The sequence below is a fragment of the Paenibacillus sp. FSL R5-0749 genome (assembly GCF_038595085.1).
Classification (GTDB): Bacteria; Bacillota; Bacilli; order Paenibacillales; family Paenibacillaceae; genus Paenibacillus.
Map to the genome: position 1 here is coordinate 5458201 of NZ_CP152005.1, position 19735 is coordinate 5477935.

Below are 19735 nucleotides of genomic sequence, written 5' to 3' on the forward strand. Positions count from 1 at the left end.
GATGTCCTCCCGTATTGAACACATATTGCCTCTTGAGGCATATGGCTCTATTCTACGAGATCATGACCTGAATATCCATCTCACCAATGCCATCCATCAGCAAAGGAATGCTCAGTGCTTTCGTTGCACTAAATGTGGTCAGATGTTCGGACTTCATCACTTGTGGAGGTGTAATATCAACTACAACACCCTGGTTCGACAGGATGGTGCTGGCATTACCACTGATCATATTACCCAGTTCCGAAATTGCACTTTTGCTCATTTCATCCATCTCTGTAATGACAAAACCGCCCATCATTGCAGATACAATTTTCAATGCAACTTGTTCATTGATTCCAAATACTATGTTTCCGCTAAGTTGTCCAGTCATTCCAATCACGATCCAGACATGGTCTGCAATGAACTCTACATTTTTCACGCCAAGACTCCCGGTGGAAGGCGAAACCTGGATGAGCTGTTCGAATACGTTCCGTGCCGATTCCAGGAAAGGATTAATCACTTCCGCTTTCACTGTCTATGTCCCCCTCACACTGGGTTATTGGTCACACACCAAAAGTCCCATATTCATTAAATTTATTATACTTTATCACGTACAAGAATTCATTAAGAATTCGTTAAATCATGTGTACTATAATTTATCGTCATCCGTGGGGCAAATGTTTATAGCTGATTCTAGCGAATAAACGGAGCTTTTCACTTCTTTTGAAGAAAGCATTTCGATCATCGTGCATGGCAAAAGGGGTTTAGGACTTTATTACTGCTTTTTCATAACTGTTAAAAAAATCAAATTCTTGTATTCACGTTTTTTTCACAGTCTCTTGAACTACTTTTACTCCCGATAATTCCCTTCATTGCTCTGCTGTCCTGAATCACCTATAATTTAAGATAACGGAACAATAACCAGTTACGGGATTTCATCACACCACATCTACATATCGAAGATACTTTTCCTGCAAGGAGGCCACCTATGAACATAAGCCAACTGGAGACACTAATTACCATTTCCAAAACGATGAGCTTCCGCAAAGCGGGTGAACTTCTCAACTTGACTCAGCCTGCCGTCTCAGCCCAGATCAAAAGCCTCGAAGACGAATTCAGCACCGTTCTTGTGGATCGTAACCAACCCGTTACCCTCACAGACCGTGGACAGGTATTTCTGGAACATGCTGAACGGATGCTCGACATCGTTGATGAGTTGAAACAAAAATTATCCGATCTCGATGAAACGCCTCAAGGACGGATTGTGTTAGGCACAACGACTTCCATTGCTATTCAGATCTTGCCAAGGGTGTTATCCTATTTCCAGGATCAATTCCCGCTCATCAAAACCAGTATTCAATCCCTTCCTTCATCCCAGATCTATACCCAGGTCGAAAATGGTCTGGTTGATATTGGTATCGGTTATCTCACGGAGCGTAATCCCAACCTGAATACGTCTGTGCTGTACTATGACACATTTGAACTCGTGGTATCTCCTTCCCACCCGCTGGCGAAGAAAAAACATGCTGCAGTGGATGTACTCCGGAGCACTCCATTGATTCTGCTATCTCCTGATACCGTAGGGCGACGATTTACGGAAACCATCTTCAAAAAACATAATATTGAACCCAATATTGTAATGGAGTTGTCCAGCAGCGAAGAAGTAAAACGGATGGTCGAAATTGATCTCGGGGCAGCTGTCATCTCCAAACAATCTGTTGCGCATGAGTTGCGTCAAGGTACATTGCGTATGATACCCTTAAGTGAGCTGGAGGTCAGTCATCCTGTTGGTGTCATCTATAAGTCCAGCCGGTACCTCAACTCCGCGATGCAGCAATTCATAAGTGACCTCAAAGGCATGCCGGAAACCCAATTCATCAGTTCAGAATGACAATGAGCCATGAGAAAGGAAGGATTCCATATGAAATTTGATCTTCATACCCATCATTTTCGTTGTGGTCACGCAGACGGCAACATCCGCGATTATATAGAGGCAGGTATTAAGGCAGGGCTTCAGGCCATCGGGATCTCGGATCATACGCCATACTTTGGCAGTGAGCTTGAGCAGGCATTTCCACGGATCGCAATGGGCAAGTCTGAATTGCAGCATTATGTGAAAGAAGTCCTTGCTCTGAAAGAGGAGTACGCTGGTAAAATCGATGTGTTACTCGGCATTGAATCGGATTACTTCCCTATTCATGCAGAATTGTACCGTACCACACTGGGTCAGTATCCTTTTGACTATATTATTGGTTCCGTTCATCATACCGAGGATGTAAGCATCTTCAACAAAACGCGGTGGAACGGACTGAGCGATGCTCGCAAAGTTGAAGTGAAAGAAAGCTATTATTCATTAATCCGGCAATCGGCACGCAGCGGCATGTTCCAGATTCTTGGACACATTGACGCGATGAAAGGAAATTATCCACCGTTCTCCGAAATTATCGCGGATCAGGCCATTGATGAAACGTTGCAGGTCATTGCAGAAGCCAATGTAGCGATCGAAATTAACACATCTGGCAAAACCAAACTCAGCGGTGGCTGGTACCCTTCAGATGCCATTCTGGAACGCGCCCATCATTATGGGGTGAAGGTGACTTTTGGATCGGACGCTCATAAACCACAGCGGGTTGCAGATGAGCTGGATGACGTTCGTTCACGTCTGCTGGAGATCGGATTCACTGAATGGGTGTATTTTAAGCAGAAACAGATGCAGGTTGTATCACTTTAAAAAATATAGAACCACAGGTAACCCCCACAGCGCGCTTGTTAACGCCGTGGGGGTTTTGTATTGCCCTATATAAGGAAATATAATTAAATTTTACACGATAACGAAGAGGACTGAATAACGTGAAGAAGCGAAGCGGTCGCCTAAAAGCTTTCTGAAAGAAAGCTGCATCGGAAGCATACGCTATCAACAGATTTACCCTTTTCAAAAGGAAATCAAAAAATCTGGGGATAACAGTGATCGGAAAGTTATTCTGTCATCGGAGTAGCCAGTGTAAATAACCCCATAGTTAACCTATATGGACAAAAAAAATGAACCCGCTCGCGCGGGTCCCAACAGCATTATCTATTATCAAAAAGGGGGTCATGAGATAAGTTTACCCCCTGTCTGTTAGAGTTCAATTGCAGCTATATTTCAATTGTGTAACAAATGATTGAAGTTCGATTCTTTCACGTTTTACTACTCTTACTCTATGTTATTGCGGCTTGTCAGATACCAGTGTTTGCAAGTCTTTCTCCTGAAGCGGGCGTACGTATTGTTCCCGATACATGCTATACACTTTAACATCCATCAGAGATTCTGATCCTTCGTCATCCTCATCATGCAGTCCAAATGAGGGAAGACTCCGTTCGTAAGTCATTCCTATTTTGCTTAGCACCCGTTGTGACGAAACATTGGCCTCATAACAACGTGCCTCCACCCTCCACAGATGAAGATCGTCAAATCCAAACTGCAGCAGCCGCTGTACCGCCTCGGTAGCCACACCTCTGCCCCAACAGGACCTGTTCAGGATATAACCAATCTGTGCGGTACCATTCTGATCATTCCAGTGCTGGAACGAGGTAATCCCAATGACCTGTTCCTTACCTCTCCAGCAAATCCCATAATGTAACGAATCTAGCTTGGCACTGCTGCTTCGTATCTGGTTCAATAACCGTCTCGCCCTGATCGGTGTGGGCTGGCTTCCCCGATTCACATATCGTATGACTTGAGGATCGGAAAAAAGTTCCGATAATGTGCTGTAATCACTTTGACGCAATGCTCGCAGGACAAGACGCTCTGTCCACAAAGCCGGCAGACCTTGAACCAGCATTTTTCGGGTAAGCATGACAATCGCTCCTTTTGCCTAACGGGCTTGAGTCCGGTAAGACAAGCATGCTCTGAAGGTGATCCGGCGTAATATCATATAAACGAGTCCACGAACTTTAGTATTCGCATTATAGTATTAACATATTGCATCATTCAATTCCTAACGCTAAAGAGCCCAGGTGTTGACTACTCCTGCAACCCGCGGTAGATGCCCGTACGAATCTCACGGATATAGAAATCCAGTGCCGGAACATTCGCGGACTGCGCAATCTGTACTTCTCGCTCAATATCATAAGGTACCCGCACAAATTGAACATTGAACGGGGTATTGCTATCGTTGCTCTCTTCACCCTCCAGAATACAGTAGGAAGCCTGGGGAAGATCTAGCGGATTACCGACACTGCCTGCATTAAACAGTAATTTTCCATTCATATACTGCAAATATGCATTATGCACATCCCCATAACCTACAACATCTGCAACACCTTGCACAGACTCATCAGTCGGAGAATCAAACATCGCCAATCTCTTTTCCATTGCGTCCCAAGGCTGCACACGATGGTACACACTTTGAGGTGATGCGTGGACCAGACGGATGGTGCGACCGCTCAGTTGAAATTGATGACTGAAGGGCAGGCTCGCCAAATACGCCAATCGTTCCTCACCCAACCGTTCTGCTTGCCACGTAAAGTTCTCGTTGTCCTGGTTAACCGCAACCAGTTCATCCCAGTTACCGCGGATGACAATTTCACACGCCGCTCTAATCCCATCCACAACCTGCACCGGTTCTGGTCCCTTGCCCACGAGGTCACCAAGACAAAAGATTCGCTTTACGCCGCGACTTTTGATATCTTCCAGCACTGCTTCCCAGGCAGTCATGTTGCCATGAATGTCGGATACAATCGCAATTCGTTCCATCTGGATAACCTCCATTCATGTTGAATCGTTCACTGTTGTACGTTTACACTTGCCACTCCGATGACAGAATAACCTTCCGATCGCTGTTATCCCCAGATTTTTTGATTCCCTACTTCAAAGGGAAAATACGGAGATAGCGTATGCTTCCGATGTAGCTTTCTTTCAGAAAGCTTTTAGGCGAACAGTTCGCTTCTTCACGTTATTTCTGTCCTCTCTGTTCTCATGTAAAAAGTTTAGTTGAACTAATATGATCTCATATTCCTTTTATGTGGTTAATCCTTTAAGCTCAAAAACTGTTAATTCCGGTCTGCACAAAAAACGAATGGGCAGTTGGGTCATGCCAAAACCACGATTCACATACACGGGCATCTGTGTCTGAGTGGAGTAATATACCCCCTGGACATTCGTGTAATACAGCCCCTGAACATACTTGTGTGAACCTCGGGGAGTTGTCAGTGCCCCTACCCATGGAAATCGTACCTGTCCACCATGGCTATGACCGGAAAGCTGCAATCCGAAACCATAGGGCGTGGCAATGTCGGCATAATCCGGTTCATGCATAAGCAGCAATTTCCACACATCTTGATTCAATCCCTTGATGGCTTGGGCAGGATCAGGCCTGCCTGTAAGTGCGTCATCCAAACCAGCTATGGCCAGACGTTCGCCCCCTTGTTCAATCACCACATGTTCGTTCCTTAACAACTTGAACCCTGCTTCATGGAACATGGCAGCCACTTCATTCTGCTGTCCGCCCCGATAATCATGATTCCCCAAAACAGCAAATTTGCCATACTTGGCTTGCATGGAGGCGAGTACCGGAATACATTCACGCATCGGCTCTGATTCCCTCTCGACTATGTCTCCGGTAAAACAAATCAAGTCCGGTTGCTGCTCCTCAATCGTTGCCGCCAGCTTTCTCATCTCTTTCACTCCGGTATGAAAACCAAGATGGGCATCACTGAACTGAACTACACGCAATCCGTCAAACGCCTTTGGGAACTTCGGAAGTTTCAGTTCCACTTGCTTGATTTCCAGACGACGTGGCTCCCAAAGCCAGGCATAACCCCCGGTGAGCAAGCTCGCACCCGCCGTCATCAAAATCATGCGCAATAAGAAACTTCGGCGAGAGGGATCATGATCCTTTTCCTCTCCAGGAAATACAGACTCTTCTGAACCTGGTGACTTATACGTGCGCTGGGACGACGAGTTTTTGCTACCCTGACGCGGTGTCTCTGCCATATCTCCCCCTCCTTCTACGCTCCATATCCATCCCCTTAGTATATCATATTCTTCATGGGTAGCCCGGTTCCTCTGCTTCAGCACAAAAAGAAGCCGGGATCTCCGGCATGTTGCTGCACGGGATCACGACTTCTACTATGTTGCAGATTACACTTCTGCACCTGTTATGACGAGATTATACACCCAACCAGCGTTTGAACATATGCTTGGTTGTTTGTTTGTTCATTTCCGCAATGGAGGTTGTCAATGGAATGCCTTTTGGACAGGATTGCACGCAGTTCTGTGAGTTACCACAGCCCTCAATGCCTCCGTCTTCCATCAACGCTTCCAGACGATCGTCGGCGTTCATCTCCCCTGTTGGGTGAGCATTGAACAGGCGCACTTGGGACAGTGCTGCTGGACCGATAAAGTCTGTTTTCTCATTGACGTTCGGGCATGCCTCAAGACATACACCACATGTCATGCATTTGGACAGCTCGTATGCCCACTGACGCTTCTTCTCAGGCATCCGTGGACCTGGACCGAGGTCATAGGTACCATCGATTGGAATCCATGCTTTTACGCGTTTCAGGGCGCCAAACATCCGGCTACGGTCAATGACCAGGTCACGAACCACTGGGAAGGTCTTCATCGGTTCGATACGAACGGGCTGTTCGAGCTTGTCGATCAGGGCTGCACATGCTTGACGTGGCTTGCCGTTGATAACCATGGAGCAGGCACCACAGACTTCTTCGAGACAGTTGGAATCCCAGCATACAGGAGCAATGGATTTGCCATCTGTATTGACCGGATTACGCTGAATCTCCATCAGGGCGCTGATCACATTCATGTTAGGACGGTACGGTAGCTCAAACTCTTCGTTGTACGAAGATGACTCCGGGCTGTCTTGACGGGTGATGATAAACTTGACGGTTTTGTTGGCTGTAGCTTGTTCCGCCATATCGTTGTCCCCTCCTCTGGTGACGATGATTGTATTGCTGATGCGCAAAATGGTTTGGTGCACGGGAGACGCTTCGTCAGCGGAATGCCCCTCTGATCGCTGTTATCCCCGGATTTTTTTGATCACCCCTTCACAGGGTTAAAATCCGGTGATAAAGGCGAGCGCTTTGCTTCTTCTGGGCATTTCCGCTTCCTCCGCTACGTCGTGCACTGAGTCACTTTGCTGGAAACTGCACTCCATTCATGCTGGATGGGCAGTATTGAAGTGCTGAAGCATTGCTAGGCGCTTGCTTCTTCTGGGTATTTCCCTCACGTTGATGGCAGTAACTTTGAAGAAGCTCTGCTTCTCCAAAGTTCTCCTGCCTTCTGTTCAGGTGTTTAATATTTAACCATATAAATAAATCCGTGATATTTAATCCTTGGAGTAATCCCGGATACGTGGTGGGATCAGGGATACGTCTACTGGCTCGTACGAGATTTTCGGTCCTTCCTTCGACCAGCTTGCGATGGTCGTTTTCAGGAACTCTTCGTCATTACGTTCCGTGAATTCCGGTTTGTAATGTGCGCCGCGGCTTTCGTTACGGAGCAGAGCGCCGAGAGTCATTGCTTCTGCCAGTTCAATCATGTTCCACAATTGACGGGTAAACGCTGCACCCGGATTGTTCCAACCGGAGCTATCGTACATGTTGATTTTGCCATAACGCTCTTTCAATTCCTTGATCTTGCCAATCGTGGCTTCAAGCTTGTCGTTGTAGCGTACAACCGTCATGTTGGCTGTCATCCACTCGCCAAGCTCTTTATGAATAACATAGGCATTTTCTGTACCCTGCATTTTCATGATGCCTTCGTATTTATCGCTTTGTTGTTTGGTGTGTTTCTCAAATACGGAAGAAGGGATATCCGCGGACGATTTTTTGAGTCCTTTGATATATTCAGCCGCTTTTGGTCCAGCCACCATACCACCATAGATCGCGGATACCAATGAGTTGGCACCCAGACGGTTTGCACCATGGTATTGATATTCACATTCACCAGCTGCGAACAGCCCTGGAATGTTGGTCATTTGGTTGTAATCTACCCACATGCCGCCCATGGAATAATGGACTGCCGGGAAGATTTTCATTGGGATTTTACGCGGGTCATCGCCCATGAACTTCTCATAGATCTCAATGATTCCGCCCAGTTTAACGTCCAGTTCCTTCGGATCTTTATGAGACAAGTCGAGATAAACCATGTTCTCACCGTTCACGCCCAGCCCCATATCCACGCAGACGCTGAAGATCTCACGTGTTGCAATATCACGCGGAACCAGGTTTCCGTAGGAAGGATACTTTTCTTCGAGGAAGTACCAAGGCTTGCCGTCTTTGTAAGTCCAGATCCGTCCACCTTCACCACGCGCGGATTCGGACATGAGACGCAGCTTGTCATCCCCTGGAATGGCTGTTGGGTGAATCTGAATGAACTCCCCGTTTGCGTAATTTACACCTTGTTGATACACGGCACTTGCCGCTGTACCTGTGTTAATGACCGAGTTAGTCGTTTTACCGAAGATGATACCCGGACCACCACTCGCCAGAATAACCGCTTCGGCCGGGAAGGTCTGCACCTTCATCGTTTTCAGATCCTGAGCTACAATCCCGCGACATACGCCTTCATCATCCAAAACCGCCTGCAGGAACTCCCAGTTCTCATATTTCGTAACCAGGCCCGCTGCTTCCCAGCGACGTACCTGTTCGTCTAATGCATAGAGCAATTGTTGTCCTGTTGTCGCTCCGGCAAATGCCGTACGGTGATGCTTCGTGCCCCCGAAACGACGGAAATCAAGCAAACCTTCCGGTGTCCGGTTGAACATTACGCCCATACGGTCCATCAGGTGAATGATGCCAGGTGCTGCTTCGCACATCGCTTTAACCGGAGGTTGGTTCGCAAGGAAGTCACCGCCGTATACCGTATCGTCAAAGTGTACCCATGGGGAGTCACCCTCACCCTTGGTATTTACCGCTCCGTTAATGCCGCCTTGTGCGCATACAGAGTGGGATCGTTTAACAGGAACCAGTGAAAATAAATGAACATGGACTCCGGCTTCAGCCGATTTGATCGCCGCCATCAAGCCCGCGAGGCCGCCGCCCACAATAATTACATTCGTTGATGCCATTGATGTTCACTCCCTTATAAGTCAGCATTTAACTCGATAAATGCTTAGATTAGAACTGTTTTTACTACGTCAACCATTGAAGTTACTGCTTGGAAATCCATGCTCCGGAAAGCGAACAAGGAAGCAATAAACATAATGGAAATAATACCGAACAAGCTCATGCATACATAAGAGGACACACGCTGCGCACGCGGACCCACGGTAATCCCCCAGCTAACAAGAAACGACCACAGACCGTTGGCAAAGTGGTAGGATGCCGCAACTACACTGATCAGATATAGAATAAATGTTACCGGGTTCATCACGATATCGTGAATAACACCGCCTAGCTGTTCGTGGGTGACTGTACCCAACGCAACCTGCACCCGCGTCTCCCATACATGCCAGATAACGAATACAAACGTAATGACACCACTGACACGCTGCAACGTATAACGCCAGTTGCGCTCATTGCCATAACGTCCCACGTTAGGCTTGGCCTGATATGCAATATACAGACCGTATACACCGTGATAGAACAACGGTAACCAGATAAGGAGCGTTTCCAAAACAATAACCAGTGGCAGACTGTTCAAGAATGCAACAGCACCGTCAAAAGCTTCTTTGCCGCCTTCAACTGCCGAGAAGTTCGTCACCAAATGCTCAACAAAAAACAAACTGAGCGGAATTACGCCAAGCAAGGAGTGCAGCTTTCTGGAGTAAAACCCTTTCATAAAATGTCGATCCCCTTTCGCTAAATACAACGTTTTCATAAATAATTTTACTTATCATGACACGAATCCTTTTCCATGAAAAGGTTCGACAAATTGTTCCGTTTTCCCCAGGTGTGAACAACTTGTGTCACGCTTCATGTTACTCCTTTTTTTCTTATAAGGGAATTGCAATATAATTATTAAATGTTATAACCTATAGGTATAAGTAGTGAAACATTGGGTTTACAGGCCATACAACATGGAAAACGATTAATCAAGGGCAAGAATCACACTCATGGAAAAGAGGTCATTGTTCATGTTCGAGGAGTTAAATGCATTTGCAGCGGTTGTGGAGCAGTCCAGCCTGAACCGTGCATCCAAGTTACTGAACTTGTCCCAACCCGCACTCTCACGCAAAATATCCAAATTGGAGGATGAACTCGGGGTCGCTCTCTTCCACCGCCGCGGCAAACGACTGGAGTTAACCAGTGTGGGCCAGTTCGCCTATACCTTCGCGGTTGAACAGAAGCAGCAGCAACAGAAATTCCTCACCATGCTCGCCCAGTATAAAGACGAAGAACAGAGCACCATTACACTCGGAGCCAGTCTGACGACGCTTCAAACCACGTTGCCACCTCTCGTCAATGCCTTTATGGAGAAACATCCAAATGCCGAACTAAAACTGTTGACGGGAAAAACACATGAGATTGTCTCGTTTGTGCGTGACAAAAAAGCCGATGTGGGCATTGTCGCCTCCTCCATCAGTGAAGTGGGGCTTAACTGTGTGCCGCTCTTTGATGATCACCTGGAACTGGTTGTGCCGCTCACACACCCCCTGTCCGGTAAGGAAGCGGGGATGGAACACTTGCAGGATCTGCCAATGATCACGTTCTCCAAAGGTACCTGGTATCGCAAATTAACGGACGACCTCTTTCAGCGCTGTGCCGTAATGCCGGATATTCGCATGGAGATTGATTCCTTCGAAGCGATCATCCGACTTCTGCCTTCCGCCAAAGCTGCTGCGCTATTGCCCAAGTCATATCTTCGTCCACAATTGCTCGCGGACAATGATCTTGTTTCTGTTCATTTGCCACAATTACAGCAGACCCGAAGAACAACCTGCATGATCTATGGGGATAAAGAGGGCCTCAGCGAGACCTCCAGACAATGGGTCAAGGAGACGGTTGCACTCTTTACAGCAAAGGCGCCATTGCCCTCACGGAGGACTACGACGCCTTAGCTTTGATCTGAATGAGCCAGGCTCCAACGTCTGGCTTTCATTTTTAACTCATGATGATTATCAGCTCTCCTGGCTAATAACCTCTTCTTCAAATCGGTCGATATCTGCATTATTACCAATAATGACCATGATATCCCCCATCTGAAGCGAGTCTAGTGCTGTCGGAGCAATAATGACCCCGGCTTCTTTCTGTAGCGCCACAATGCTGCAACCAAAGCGTACACGTGCATTCAGGGTTGATAATGTTTTGTTGTGCAGACAGGCGGGAACCTTCATCTCGACAATACTGTAATCATTGGATAATTCAATGTAATCCAGCAAGTTCGGGGTAACCAGCTGATGGGCAACCCGAATACCCATATCCCGCTCGGGATAAACCACACGATCAATCCCCAGCTTATCCAGTGCTCTTCCGTGAAGAACGGATATGGCCTTGGCTACGACCGTCTTGACGCCCAGTTCTTTTAACAGGATCGCGGTGAGAATGCTCGTCTGAATATCATCCCCGATAGCTACGATACCACAATCAAAATTGCGAATACCCAGAGAGCGCAACACTTCCTCATCAGTCGCATCGGCTACAACGGCATGGGTAACCAATTCACTCATGTCTTCGACGACTTCTTCATTTTTATCGATACCGAGTACCTCGTAGCCGAGTTCCATTAATTCCTGTGCCAGACTGGAGCCAAAACGCCCAAGCCCAATCACCGCAAACTGCTGTGTTTTCATTGTTCTTCACGAACCCCTTATCCAAATCAAATTCATAACTCACCAAATTTTATCCAATAATCATTTTGCCTTCCGGATACCTGTATAACTCCTTACCCTTTTTCTGCCCAAGTGCATACGCTAATGTAATAGGTCCAAGCCTTCCTGCAAACATCGTAAAACAGATCAGGAGCTTGCCCAGAGTGGTCAGCTTCAGCGTCAGTCCGAGCGATAATCCCACGGTGCCAAAGGCTGAAGTTGTCTCAAATAGGATCATCATAAAACTGGCTTCTTCTGTGGTGCTCAGCACCATTGTTACGGCTATGATGAACAAGAGCGCCAGTAATGTAATGGTAAGTGCCTTGAAAATCCGTTCCTGTACGAGACGGTAGCGGAAAAACACGATATCTTCACGTCCACGCATCATCGCGATGACGGCACCAGCCATAATCATAAATGTCGTTGTTTTGATCCCGCCTCCGGTAGAGCCCGGTGATGCCCCAATGAACATCAGGATGATCATAAAGAACTGCGTTGCCTGTCTGAGCCCGGCAATATCTACCGTATTAGCTCCTGCTGTTCGCGGCGTAACGGACTGGAAGAATGAACCGAGAATTTTGCCACCCCAGTTCAGGCCACCGAGTGTCCGCGGATTGCTGAATTCGAATACGAAAATGACAAGTGCACCAAATACAATCAACAATCCAGTCATCAGCAATACCACTTTGGAGTGCAGAGACAGCTTTCGCGTTTTGCGGTAATCCACCAGATCTGACAACACCACAAAACCGATACCGCCAGACACAATCAGGAACATCGCTGTAAAATTCACCAGCGGGTCATATACAAACCCAGTGAAACTGCGAAAATCACCGAACATATCGAATCCGGCATTGTTGAACATAGAGATGGCATGCCAATATCCATAATAGATCGCCTGTCCGACCGGCATGTCAAATGACCAGCGAATCGCAAACAACGTGCCACATATGCCTTCGATAATAAGCGAGTAGATCACAACTTTGCGAATTAGCCGGACAATGCCCTCCATCGTGCTCTGATTCATCGCTTCCTGCAGAATCAGCCGTTCTCTAAGCGAAATCCGCCGTTTGAACGCAATGGCAACCAATGTAGACATCGTCATGAAGCCCAGTCCGCCAATCTGAATCAGGATTGCAATGACAACCTGACCCAGCACTGAGAAATGAGTTCCAGTATCCACCACAACCAAACCCGTGACACAAACGGCCGAAGTTGCTGTAAAGAGCGCATCAATAAACGCAAGACTGTCGCCGCTACGGCTGGATGCCGGAAGCATTAAAAGCAATGTGCCTACCAAAATGATACCAGCAAACCCTAACACAAGAATACGGGGTGGCGATAATCGCATCCATTGAACATTCAGTTTCACTTGAGTATCTTCCACCTCTTCTGCAATGAAAATAACTCCACACCCGTGGAGCCTTCTTCATCTGAAATGCTGTTGCCAAACGTTAAACATGTATGAATCAGATTAAAACGACATATATAATGAAGTTGGAATATATTCTATTCGTTCCCTTGTTGGGCGAAAGACATGCGAATCGTTGCACATTTGCTTCAAAATTATAAGCGCTGCAGCGTTTGTAGACAAAACGGTTTTTGTGTAAATAGCATCGAATTCAGCCAAAAAGGGAAAAACTCAGATATGACGACGAATGAATCAGATTCTTTCGATCCTTTTCATTCATTTTCAAGGATTTACACCAGTTTTCGTTACATCATTGGCATTCGGTGTATGGCCTGTGCTATGTTAACTTAATATCCATATTAGTGCGTGTTCAAAAAGGACGGTTTTCAGTACCAAGAAGATGGGATGAAGCTAGAAACTTTTTGAACAACCTCTATTAAATAAGGAGGAACAACATTACATGAATCCCTTAGGGCAGCCTTTGCTACTCAAGGCTAACTTCAAGCGTCTGGGGTTGCTTGCGGCGATTGGCCTGATTCTATTTTTTGTATTTCAGATCTTTCCTGCTACCTCATCGCAAACGACCGAAATTTCGTCCACGTCCTTCATAAGCAAGGAGCAGGCGACGCAAGCCGCACGATCATTCGCAGCTTCTGTGGATGACTATACTTTGCCAAATGATGGTGGAAAACCCTTGGTAACCTACCAGACACATTCCGAAATCTACGGGTATATGGCCAAAACCAAACAACTTGATACCTATAACCAGAAATGGGAAACAAGCTATCCTTACGATGTATACCGCGTTCGTTTGCCTGACCAGGACAGAGGCGGTTATCTTCATGTTGACGTACATATGAAAACAGGAAAAGTGGTCGGCTTCAAACGGGAACTGCCTTCTTCCCTCTACACCGCCATTGAGGCGGAGCAGAGCACCGGGAAAGTGACCACATCGCAAGTACTTGCCGAAGGCAATATGTCACTGGACGAGAAAGAACAGCTGGCGGCTGGCGTTCTGACCGAATTCGGTTATGAAGTGCCCACACTTCAACTGGATACTCGCGATGGTGAAGCGGGACTGAAGTATACAGATCCTTCAAAAGTCATTGGAGATTCCAAACTTGAACTGATTTTCACGTTTGAAGATGGTGCCGTACGATCATTCGATCCTGGCTTCTCGGTCCCTGAATCCCATACCGACTATGTAAAAGCTCAAACGCGCCAAGCCAATTGGATGACGTATGGTGGCTATGCATTCCTGACCTTTGTTCTGGGCGTGCTCGCCATCATCTATAGCATTCTGACCCGAGCACATACGTCCTTCAAACGCGGGATCATTCTCTCGCTGGTGTATTTTGCAGCATCGGTTATTGGTACGCTGAACATGATTCCACTCTTTCAGGCACAAGGGCTCTCCAGCTTCATGTTAGCGTTCCTGATGTTATTGCAGACAGGTATTACACTGGTCATGAGTGCAACCATCTATCTGTCCCTCGTTGCCGGTGACGGCATGTGGCGTAAAATAGGTCTGAATCCTTGGCCTCGTGCCAAAGAACCGGGATACGGAAAATATGTACTTCACAGTATGTTTGCCGGTTACCTGTGGGCATTCATTCTGTTGGGTGTTCAATCCATCCTGTTTTTCATTCTGGAGCGAAGCATCGGCACATGGTCAACGACGTCAGCAGATCAATCTACATTTAACATGACCTATGCCTGGCTCTTCCCGATCATGGCATGGATGGCCGGTATTGGTGAAGAAGCCGTCTATCGACTGTTCGGCATTCGCATGATGCAGAAGATTGTGCGTAACACGTTTATTGCCTGTCTGATCCCAACGATCATTTGGGCACTTGGACATACGTTATATCCGATCTACCCGGTCATAACCCGGCCCATTGAGCTGATGGTCATTGGATTGCTGTTCAGTCTGATCATGCTGCGTCACGGCTTCATTGCCGTTGTATTCGCCCATGTGATCTTCGACAGCTTACTGATGGGACTCAGCCTGGTCTTTATGGGAGATGCCCTGAATATGGCTGCCGGACTCTTCTGGATTGTACTCCCGGCCATCGTTGGATATCTGGTCTACAAATTCAATCCAAAACAAAAAGAGAAGCCGTATGTTACGACTCCTCATCCCGAAGTGCTGCAATAATCTGATTTGCCAACTTGTCACCAATAGATAGAGGCCGGAAGTCTTCGACGCTGGCCTCTTTTATTTTGCGCAAAGAGCCAAAATGCTTCAACAGGAGTTTACGCCGCTTCTCTCCGATCCCCGGAATGGCATCCAAACGTGATGTCACCATTGATTTGCCACGCTGTTCCCGGTGGAACGAGATCGCAAAACGGTGGACCTCTTCCTGTATCCGCTGCAACAGGTAGAATTCCTGACTATCCCGAGGCAGGGAGATGACTTCCGGTGGATTACCGATCATCAACTGTGAAGTCTTATGCTTCGCATCCTTCACCAGTCCGCATACCGGAATAAACAGCCCCAGCTCATTTTCCAATATATCGACCGCAGCCGAGATCTGCCCTTTACCACCATCGACCACAATCAGGTCAGGCTGGGTCAGGTTTTCTTTTAATACCCGCTCGTAACGGCGACGAATGACTTCCCGCATGGTTTCATAATCATCCGGTCCTTCAACTGAACGGACCTTGTATTTCCGATATTCCTTCTTATCCGGTTTACCATCGGTAAATACAATCATGGCAGATACCGGGTTTGTACCCTGGATGTTCGAGTTATCAAACGCTTCAATACGGTGAAGCTGATCCAGTCCAATAAAACGTCCCAGTCCTTCAGCAGCTTTGGATGTCCGTTCTTCATTTCGCTCAATCAGGCGGAACTTCTCTTCCAGTGCTACACGTGCGTTATCCACGGCCATGGTGATCATCTGGCGTTTCAATCCACGTTGCGGGATGAGCACTTTGACTTCCAACCACTCCTGTAAAGCAGCAGCAACCTGAGTCGGGTCTTCCAGACCTGCTGGGAGCTTTTCAGTTGAAGCGGTTGTATCCGTTGTAAGAGCATCCTCTTGCATACTGTCAGGCTGTTCACCTTCTGACTCCGCGGAACTTCCATAAGCTGCACGGGTCTCAGCAACCAGTGGCTGGTTAGCGGTACTTTGCTCCGCTTGTTGCGCCTCTACCGTAACTGCGGCAGGCACCGATCCATCAGCATCAGAACTCGTATCCGTACTGTCATCACCGGTCGGCATATCTTTGGGCATTTCCGGCAACAAAATTTCTTGTGGCAATGCCGGATTATCACTGTAATATTGCGTAACGTAGGACATGAAGTCACTATACGCCTCACCGTAAAACGGGAAAGTGGATACGTGACGTTCAATCATTTTACCCTGACGCATATATAGAATCTGGACACACATCCAGCCTTTATCAATGGCAAACCCAAATACATCCCGGTCTCTGGCATCGGCCATCGTAATTTTCTGTTTTTCCATCATCGCATCGATGGCGATCACCTGGTCGCGCAGTTCCTTGGCCCGTTCAAAATAAAGATCTTCCGCGGCCTCCTGCATCTTGCGCTGCAAGTCCTTCTTGATCTCTTCGTGACCACCGCTTAGAAATGAACCAATCTCTTGTGAAATCTGGTCATACTGCTCCTTCTCCACTTCCTTCACACAAGGGGCAAGACATTGTCCCATGTGATAGTACAGGCAAACTTCTTTGGGCATTACACCACATTTGCGCAGTGGATACATACGATCAAGCAATTTTTTCGTTTGGTGTGCCGCATACGAGTTCGGATAAGGTCCGAAGTATTTGGCTTTATCTTTCAGCACACGCCGGGTTACTTCCAGACGGGGGTGCTTTTCATTCGTAATTTTAAGATACGGGAATGTCTTGTCATCCTTAAGCAACACGTTATAACGCGGCATATGTTTCTTGATCAGGTTACACTCCAGAATGAGTGCTTCCATATTGCTGCCCGTCACGATATATTCGAAATCACGGATTTCGGACACCAGACGCTGAGTCTTTCCGTTATGACTGCCGATAAAATAAGAGCGTACGCGGTTCTTCAGCACTTTGGCCTTACCGACATAGATAATCGTGCCTTCACTGTTCTTCATCAGGTAACAACCTGACATATCTGGCAGCAAAGCGAGCTTGTGGCGAATCTGCTCCAATGCCTTCTCCTGATCCTGCAAATCATTCATGAATTGATCCATAATTCGGTGAATCCTCCTTCCCGAAAAAGCTGAAATCCTCACGTTACAAATAATTCACACAAACGCTACGATAACAGAACAACCTTCCAATCGCTGTTATCCCCAGATTTTTTTGATTCCCTTTTTTAAAAGGGAACATCCGGTGATAGCGTATGCTTCCGATGTAGCTTTCTTTCAGAAAGCTTTTAGGCGAACGCTTCGCTTCTTCAGGTTATTTCTGTTCTCTCCGCTAAAGTGTAAATAATTAGTCTAATACATATTACAACTGAAATTCGGATGAAACTTGCAATGGCTATGCTTTGCCGAGATCATTTCTGTCTTCTCCGTTAACATGTAAATTTCCAGTTTCATTTTATATAAATAGTATACTTTATATTGTCCTATATAAAGGTATTCGACGCAAAACGCCCCCGGTATGTAAACCGGAGGCGTATGTTTAAGCCTGTAACTTATTGGTGTTTTTCAATAATTCCTTTGAGCGCATCTTTCGAGTTCAGACCAACCACTTTATCTACCGGTTGACCATCTTTGAAGAAAATCAACGTTGGAATGCTCATTACGCCAAAGCGGGAAGCAGATTCCGGATTTTCATCCACGTTAACTTTAGCAATTTTCACTGCATCGCCAACTTCTGTGGACAGCTCTTCCAGGATTGGAGCGAGCATTTTACAAGGACCACACCAAGGCGCCCAGAAATCAACAAGAACCGTTCCTTCGCCTTCTACTTCAGCGTTGAAGGATTGATCGGATACGTTAACAATAGCCATGAAATTGTCCTCCTTATATATACTTACGGTTTTATTTTAACCTGTAACGTCGTGAACGACACTTCCAGTATAACACAGGTACATTAAACTTGTGAATTGAACGCTGCAATGTTCATCTTCCCAACATCAAATCTTCACAATTACAGGATGTGGCATACCCACTGCAAAATCTTTACAAACGCTTTCTTTTCCAAGTATACTAAAATTACTCCGGGTTTGCAGCCGCTTCAGGCCAAGCTGTCATTCCCCATAAGGAGGCAATAACATGGATGCAAATGTGCGGATCAGCGACCCGCGTGAACATGTGAACGAGGAACCCCGCAACGATCTATTTGATCTGATCGCAGGTGTTGCCGGCATGGCCGGCCTGATGACAGTGATCTTTTTCGGTATGGTCATCTTCAAATTCCTCACCGAATAGGTTGCTCAGGCTCACGCAGGACCAGAAAAGCCCGGTTTTCGCGACAATGCGAAAGCCAGGCTTTTTTTGGGACTACTTATAATGTAAAAAGTACATTTTGCCGATCAGACCAAAAGAATTACCGGTTAACGTTTGCCGCGCTGATTCTCACCCCGAACGGAGATGACATCCACGAATGGACGAATCCGGTCCATGAGACGCTGGCCTTTATTCATTTCCTCGCCGTCCCGATTGGTGAAGCTAAGATGTTTTTCAAGCCCATCCAGATTGTAATTGGACGTATAGAACGTTGGTTTGCGATTCATCCGATAGTTCAGAATAGACCCCATCACATGATCCCGAACCCAAGGGTTCAGATTCTCTGCCCCGATATCATCAAAGATAAGCAGATCACAACTTTTCAGAACATCCGTCATTTCCTTCAGCTTCTGCCCTTCACTGATCATGGATTTCAGATCCTCCACAAAGTCAGGCATGTAGATAATGACACCCGTGTGGCCTGCCACCGCCAGTTCATGCAGCAGATAACACATCAAAAACGTCTTGCCTGTCCCGAATGTCCCTTCCAGGAACAGTCCTTGCGGAGATAATCCGTTCTCCTTGGTCTCCCTAATATAACGAAGCACCTGATTCACTGCCGGAGCACGCATCCGATCCTTGCCCATGATCTCCACATCGTTATATCCGGCACTTAGCGCACGCTCATCCACATAGAAACTGCGAATGCGTTGCTTAATGATATGTTCATTTTGCCGGGCGACATGTTTGGAACAAGGTGCTTTTATATCTATAATTTCGGGTTTACCGTTAAAATGTTCTACTTCCAGTTTGCAAAAGTGGCCCTGAAAATCGTTAGGACAGTTGTCGAGTCCCGGACAATTCGCACAGTTCTTTGAGTCTTTGGCGTACTGAAACAGCTTGCTCAGATCGGTCATGAGCTGTGCATCTTGCAGTTCAGGATGACCTGCACGGAATTCGCGTACGTACGGATTTTCCATCAATTCCGCCGCAATCCGCCGCGATTGCTCACGAAAGGCAGGGTTCAGCTGCTGAAGCAGTCCTCCCAAGGATTCCATGGCTTCAAGCCCCCTTAATGTTTCAATATAGAATGAACAATTGAAGTGCTCCCTAGCCATGTTGATGGCATAGGAACTTTCGATCGTTTGCAATTCTACTGTTCATTCTATAGAAAAACAACCAAT

General features: G+C 46.8%; 17 protein-coding genes. 5 read left to right on the forward strand and 12 right to left on the reverse strand.

Going from position 1 to position 19735, the window contains the following annotated elements:
* Positions 1-52: 52 nt before the first annotated feature.
* A complete protein-coding gene (locus MKY85_RS24370) occupies positions 53-511 on the reverse strand; it encodes a chemotaxis protein CheX (protein ID WP_062837913.1) in 459 nt (152 codons plus the stop codon).
* A 456-nt stretch (positions 512-967) separates the two neighbouring features.
* Between MKY85_RS24370 and MKY85_RS24375 the strand changes: the two genes are divergently transcribed.
* Positions 968-1870: a LysR family transcriptional regulator gene (locus MKY85_RS24375; protein WP_036605798.1), complete on the forward strand. Its 903-nt coding sequence runs from the start codon at positions 968-970 to the stop codon at positions 1868-1870.
* A 30-nt stretch (positions 1871-1900) separates the two neighbouring features.
* A complete protein-coding gene (locus tag MKY85_RS24380; RefSeq protein WP_342570978.1) occupies positions 1901-2710 on the forward strand; it encodes a histidinol-phosphatase in 810 nt (269 codons plus the stop codon).
* Positions 2711-3182: 472 nt separating this feature from the next.
* Here the strand turns inward: MKY85_RS24380 and MKY85_RS24385 are convergent, their stop codons facing one another.
* The 6 genes from MKY85_RS24385 to MKY85_RS24410 form a co-directional block, all read right to left on the reverse strand.
* Positions 3183-3815 (reverse strand): GNAT family N-acetyltransferase, encoded by a 633-nt coding sequence (locus MKY85_RS24385; RefSeq protein ID WP_342570979.1) that lies wholly within the window; start codon positions 3813-3815, stop codon positions 3183-3185.
* A 167-nt stretch (positions 3816-3982) separates the two neighbouring features.
* Complete coding sequence (locus tag MKY85_RS24390) at positions 3983-4714, reverse strand: metallophosphoesterase family protein (RefSeq protein ID WP_339237421.1); 732 nt, start codon at positions 4712-4714, stop codon at positions 3983-3985.
* Between the two features lie 264 nt (positions 4715-4978).
* Positions 4979-5953: a metallophosphoesterase gene (locus tag MKY85_RS24395; protein ID WP_342570980.1), complete on the reverse strand. Its 975-nt coding sequence runs from the start codon at positions 5951-5953 to the stop codon at positions 4979-4981.
* Positions 5954-6128: 175 nt separating this feature from the next.
* Positions 6129-6893: a succinate dehydrogenase iron-sulfur subunit gene (gene sdhB / locus MKY85_RS24400; protein WP_339237426.1), complete on the reverse strand. Its 765-nt coding sequence runs from the start codon at positions 6891-6893 to the stop codon at positions 6129-6131.
* A 411-nt stretch (positions 6894-7304) separates the two neighbouring features.
* Positions 7305-9047, reverse strand: coding sequence for a succinate dehydrogenase flavoprotein subunit (gene sdhA, locus MKY85_RS24405; protein WP_253440597.1), 1743 nt, complete (start codon positions 9045-9047; stop codon positions 7305-7307).
* Positions 9048-9091: 44 nt separating this feature from the next.
* Positions 9092-9760, reverse strand: a complete 669-nt coding sequence (locus MKY85_RS24410; protein ID WP_315937826.1) for a succinate dehydrogenase cytochrome b558 subunit — start codon at positions 9758-9760, stop codon at positions 9092-9094.
* 295 nt (positions 9761-10055) lie between these two features.
* Between MKY85_RS24410 and MKY85_RS24415 the strand changes: the two genes are divergently transcribed.
* Positions 10056-10979, forward strand: coding sequence for a LysR family transcriptional regulator (locus tag MKY85_RS24415; RefSeq protein WP_339237432.1), 924 nt, complete (start codon positions 10056-10058; stop codon positions 10977-10979).
* A 60-nt stretch (positions 10980-11039) separates the two neighbouring features.
* Here MKY85_RS24415 and MKY85_RS24420 read toward each other — a convergent pair whose 3' ends face one another.
* Positions 11040-11711, reverse strand: a complete 672-nt coding sequence (locus MKY85_RS24420) for a TrkA family potassium uptake protein (RefSeq protein WP_091020848.1) — start codon at positions 11709-11711, stop codon at positions 11040-11042.
* A gap of 49 nt (positions 11712-11760) precedes the next feature.
* A complete protein-coding gene (locus MKY85_RS24425) occupies positions 11761-13101 on the reverse strand; it encodes a TrkH family potassium uptake protein (RefSeq protein ID WP_339237436.1) in 1341 nt (446 codons plus the stop codon).
* A gap of 499 nt (positions 13102-13600) precedes the next feature.
* On the opposite strand from MKY85_RS24425, the gene MKY85_RS24430 reads away from it, so the two are divergent.
* A complete protein-coding gene (locus MKY85_RS24430) occupies positions 13601-15298 on the forward strand; it encodes a type II CAAX endopeptidase family protein (RefSeq protein WP_342570981.1) in 1698 nt (565 codons plus the stop codon).
* On the opposite strand, the gene uvrC is transcribed toward MKY85_RS24430, so the two are convergent.
* Both uvrC and trxA read right to left on the reverse strand, forming a co-directional pair.
* A complete protein-coding gene (gene uvrC / locus MKY85_RS24435) occupies positions 15267-17345 on the reverse strand; it encodes an excinuclease ABC subunit UvrC (RefSeq protein WP_342570982.1) in 2079 nt (692 codons plus the stop codon). The genes MKY85_RS24430 and uvrC overlap by 32 nt on opposite strands.
* 449 nt (positions 17346-17794) lie before the next feature.
* Complete coding sequence (trxA, locus tag MKY85_RS24440) at positions 17795-18112, reverse strand: thioredoxin (protein WP_036605788.1); 318 nt, start codon at positions 18110-18112, stop codon at positions 17795-17797.
* A gap of 265 nt (positions 18113-18377) precedes the next feature.
* Here trxA and MKY85_RS24445 point away from each other — a divergent pair, with 265 nt between their 5' ends.
* Positions 18378-18533 carry a hypothetical protein gene (locus MKY85_RS24445; RefSeq protein WP_017692450.1) on the forward strand — a complete coding sequence of 52 codons (156 nt, stop codon included), beginning with the start codon at positions 18378-18380 and terminating at the stop codon, positions 18531-18533.
* 125 nt (positions 18534-18658) lie between these two features.
* Here MKY85_RS24445 and dnaI read toward each other — a convergent pair whose 3' ends face one another.
* Positions 18659-19609, reverse strand: a complete 951-nt coding sequence (dnaI, locus tag MKY85_RS24450) for a primosomal protein DnaI (RefSeq protein WP_253440604.1) — start codon at positions 19607-19609, stop codon at positions 18659-18661.
* Positions 19610-19735: the final 126 nt, after the last annotated feature.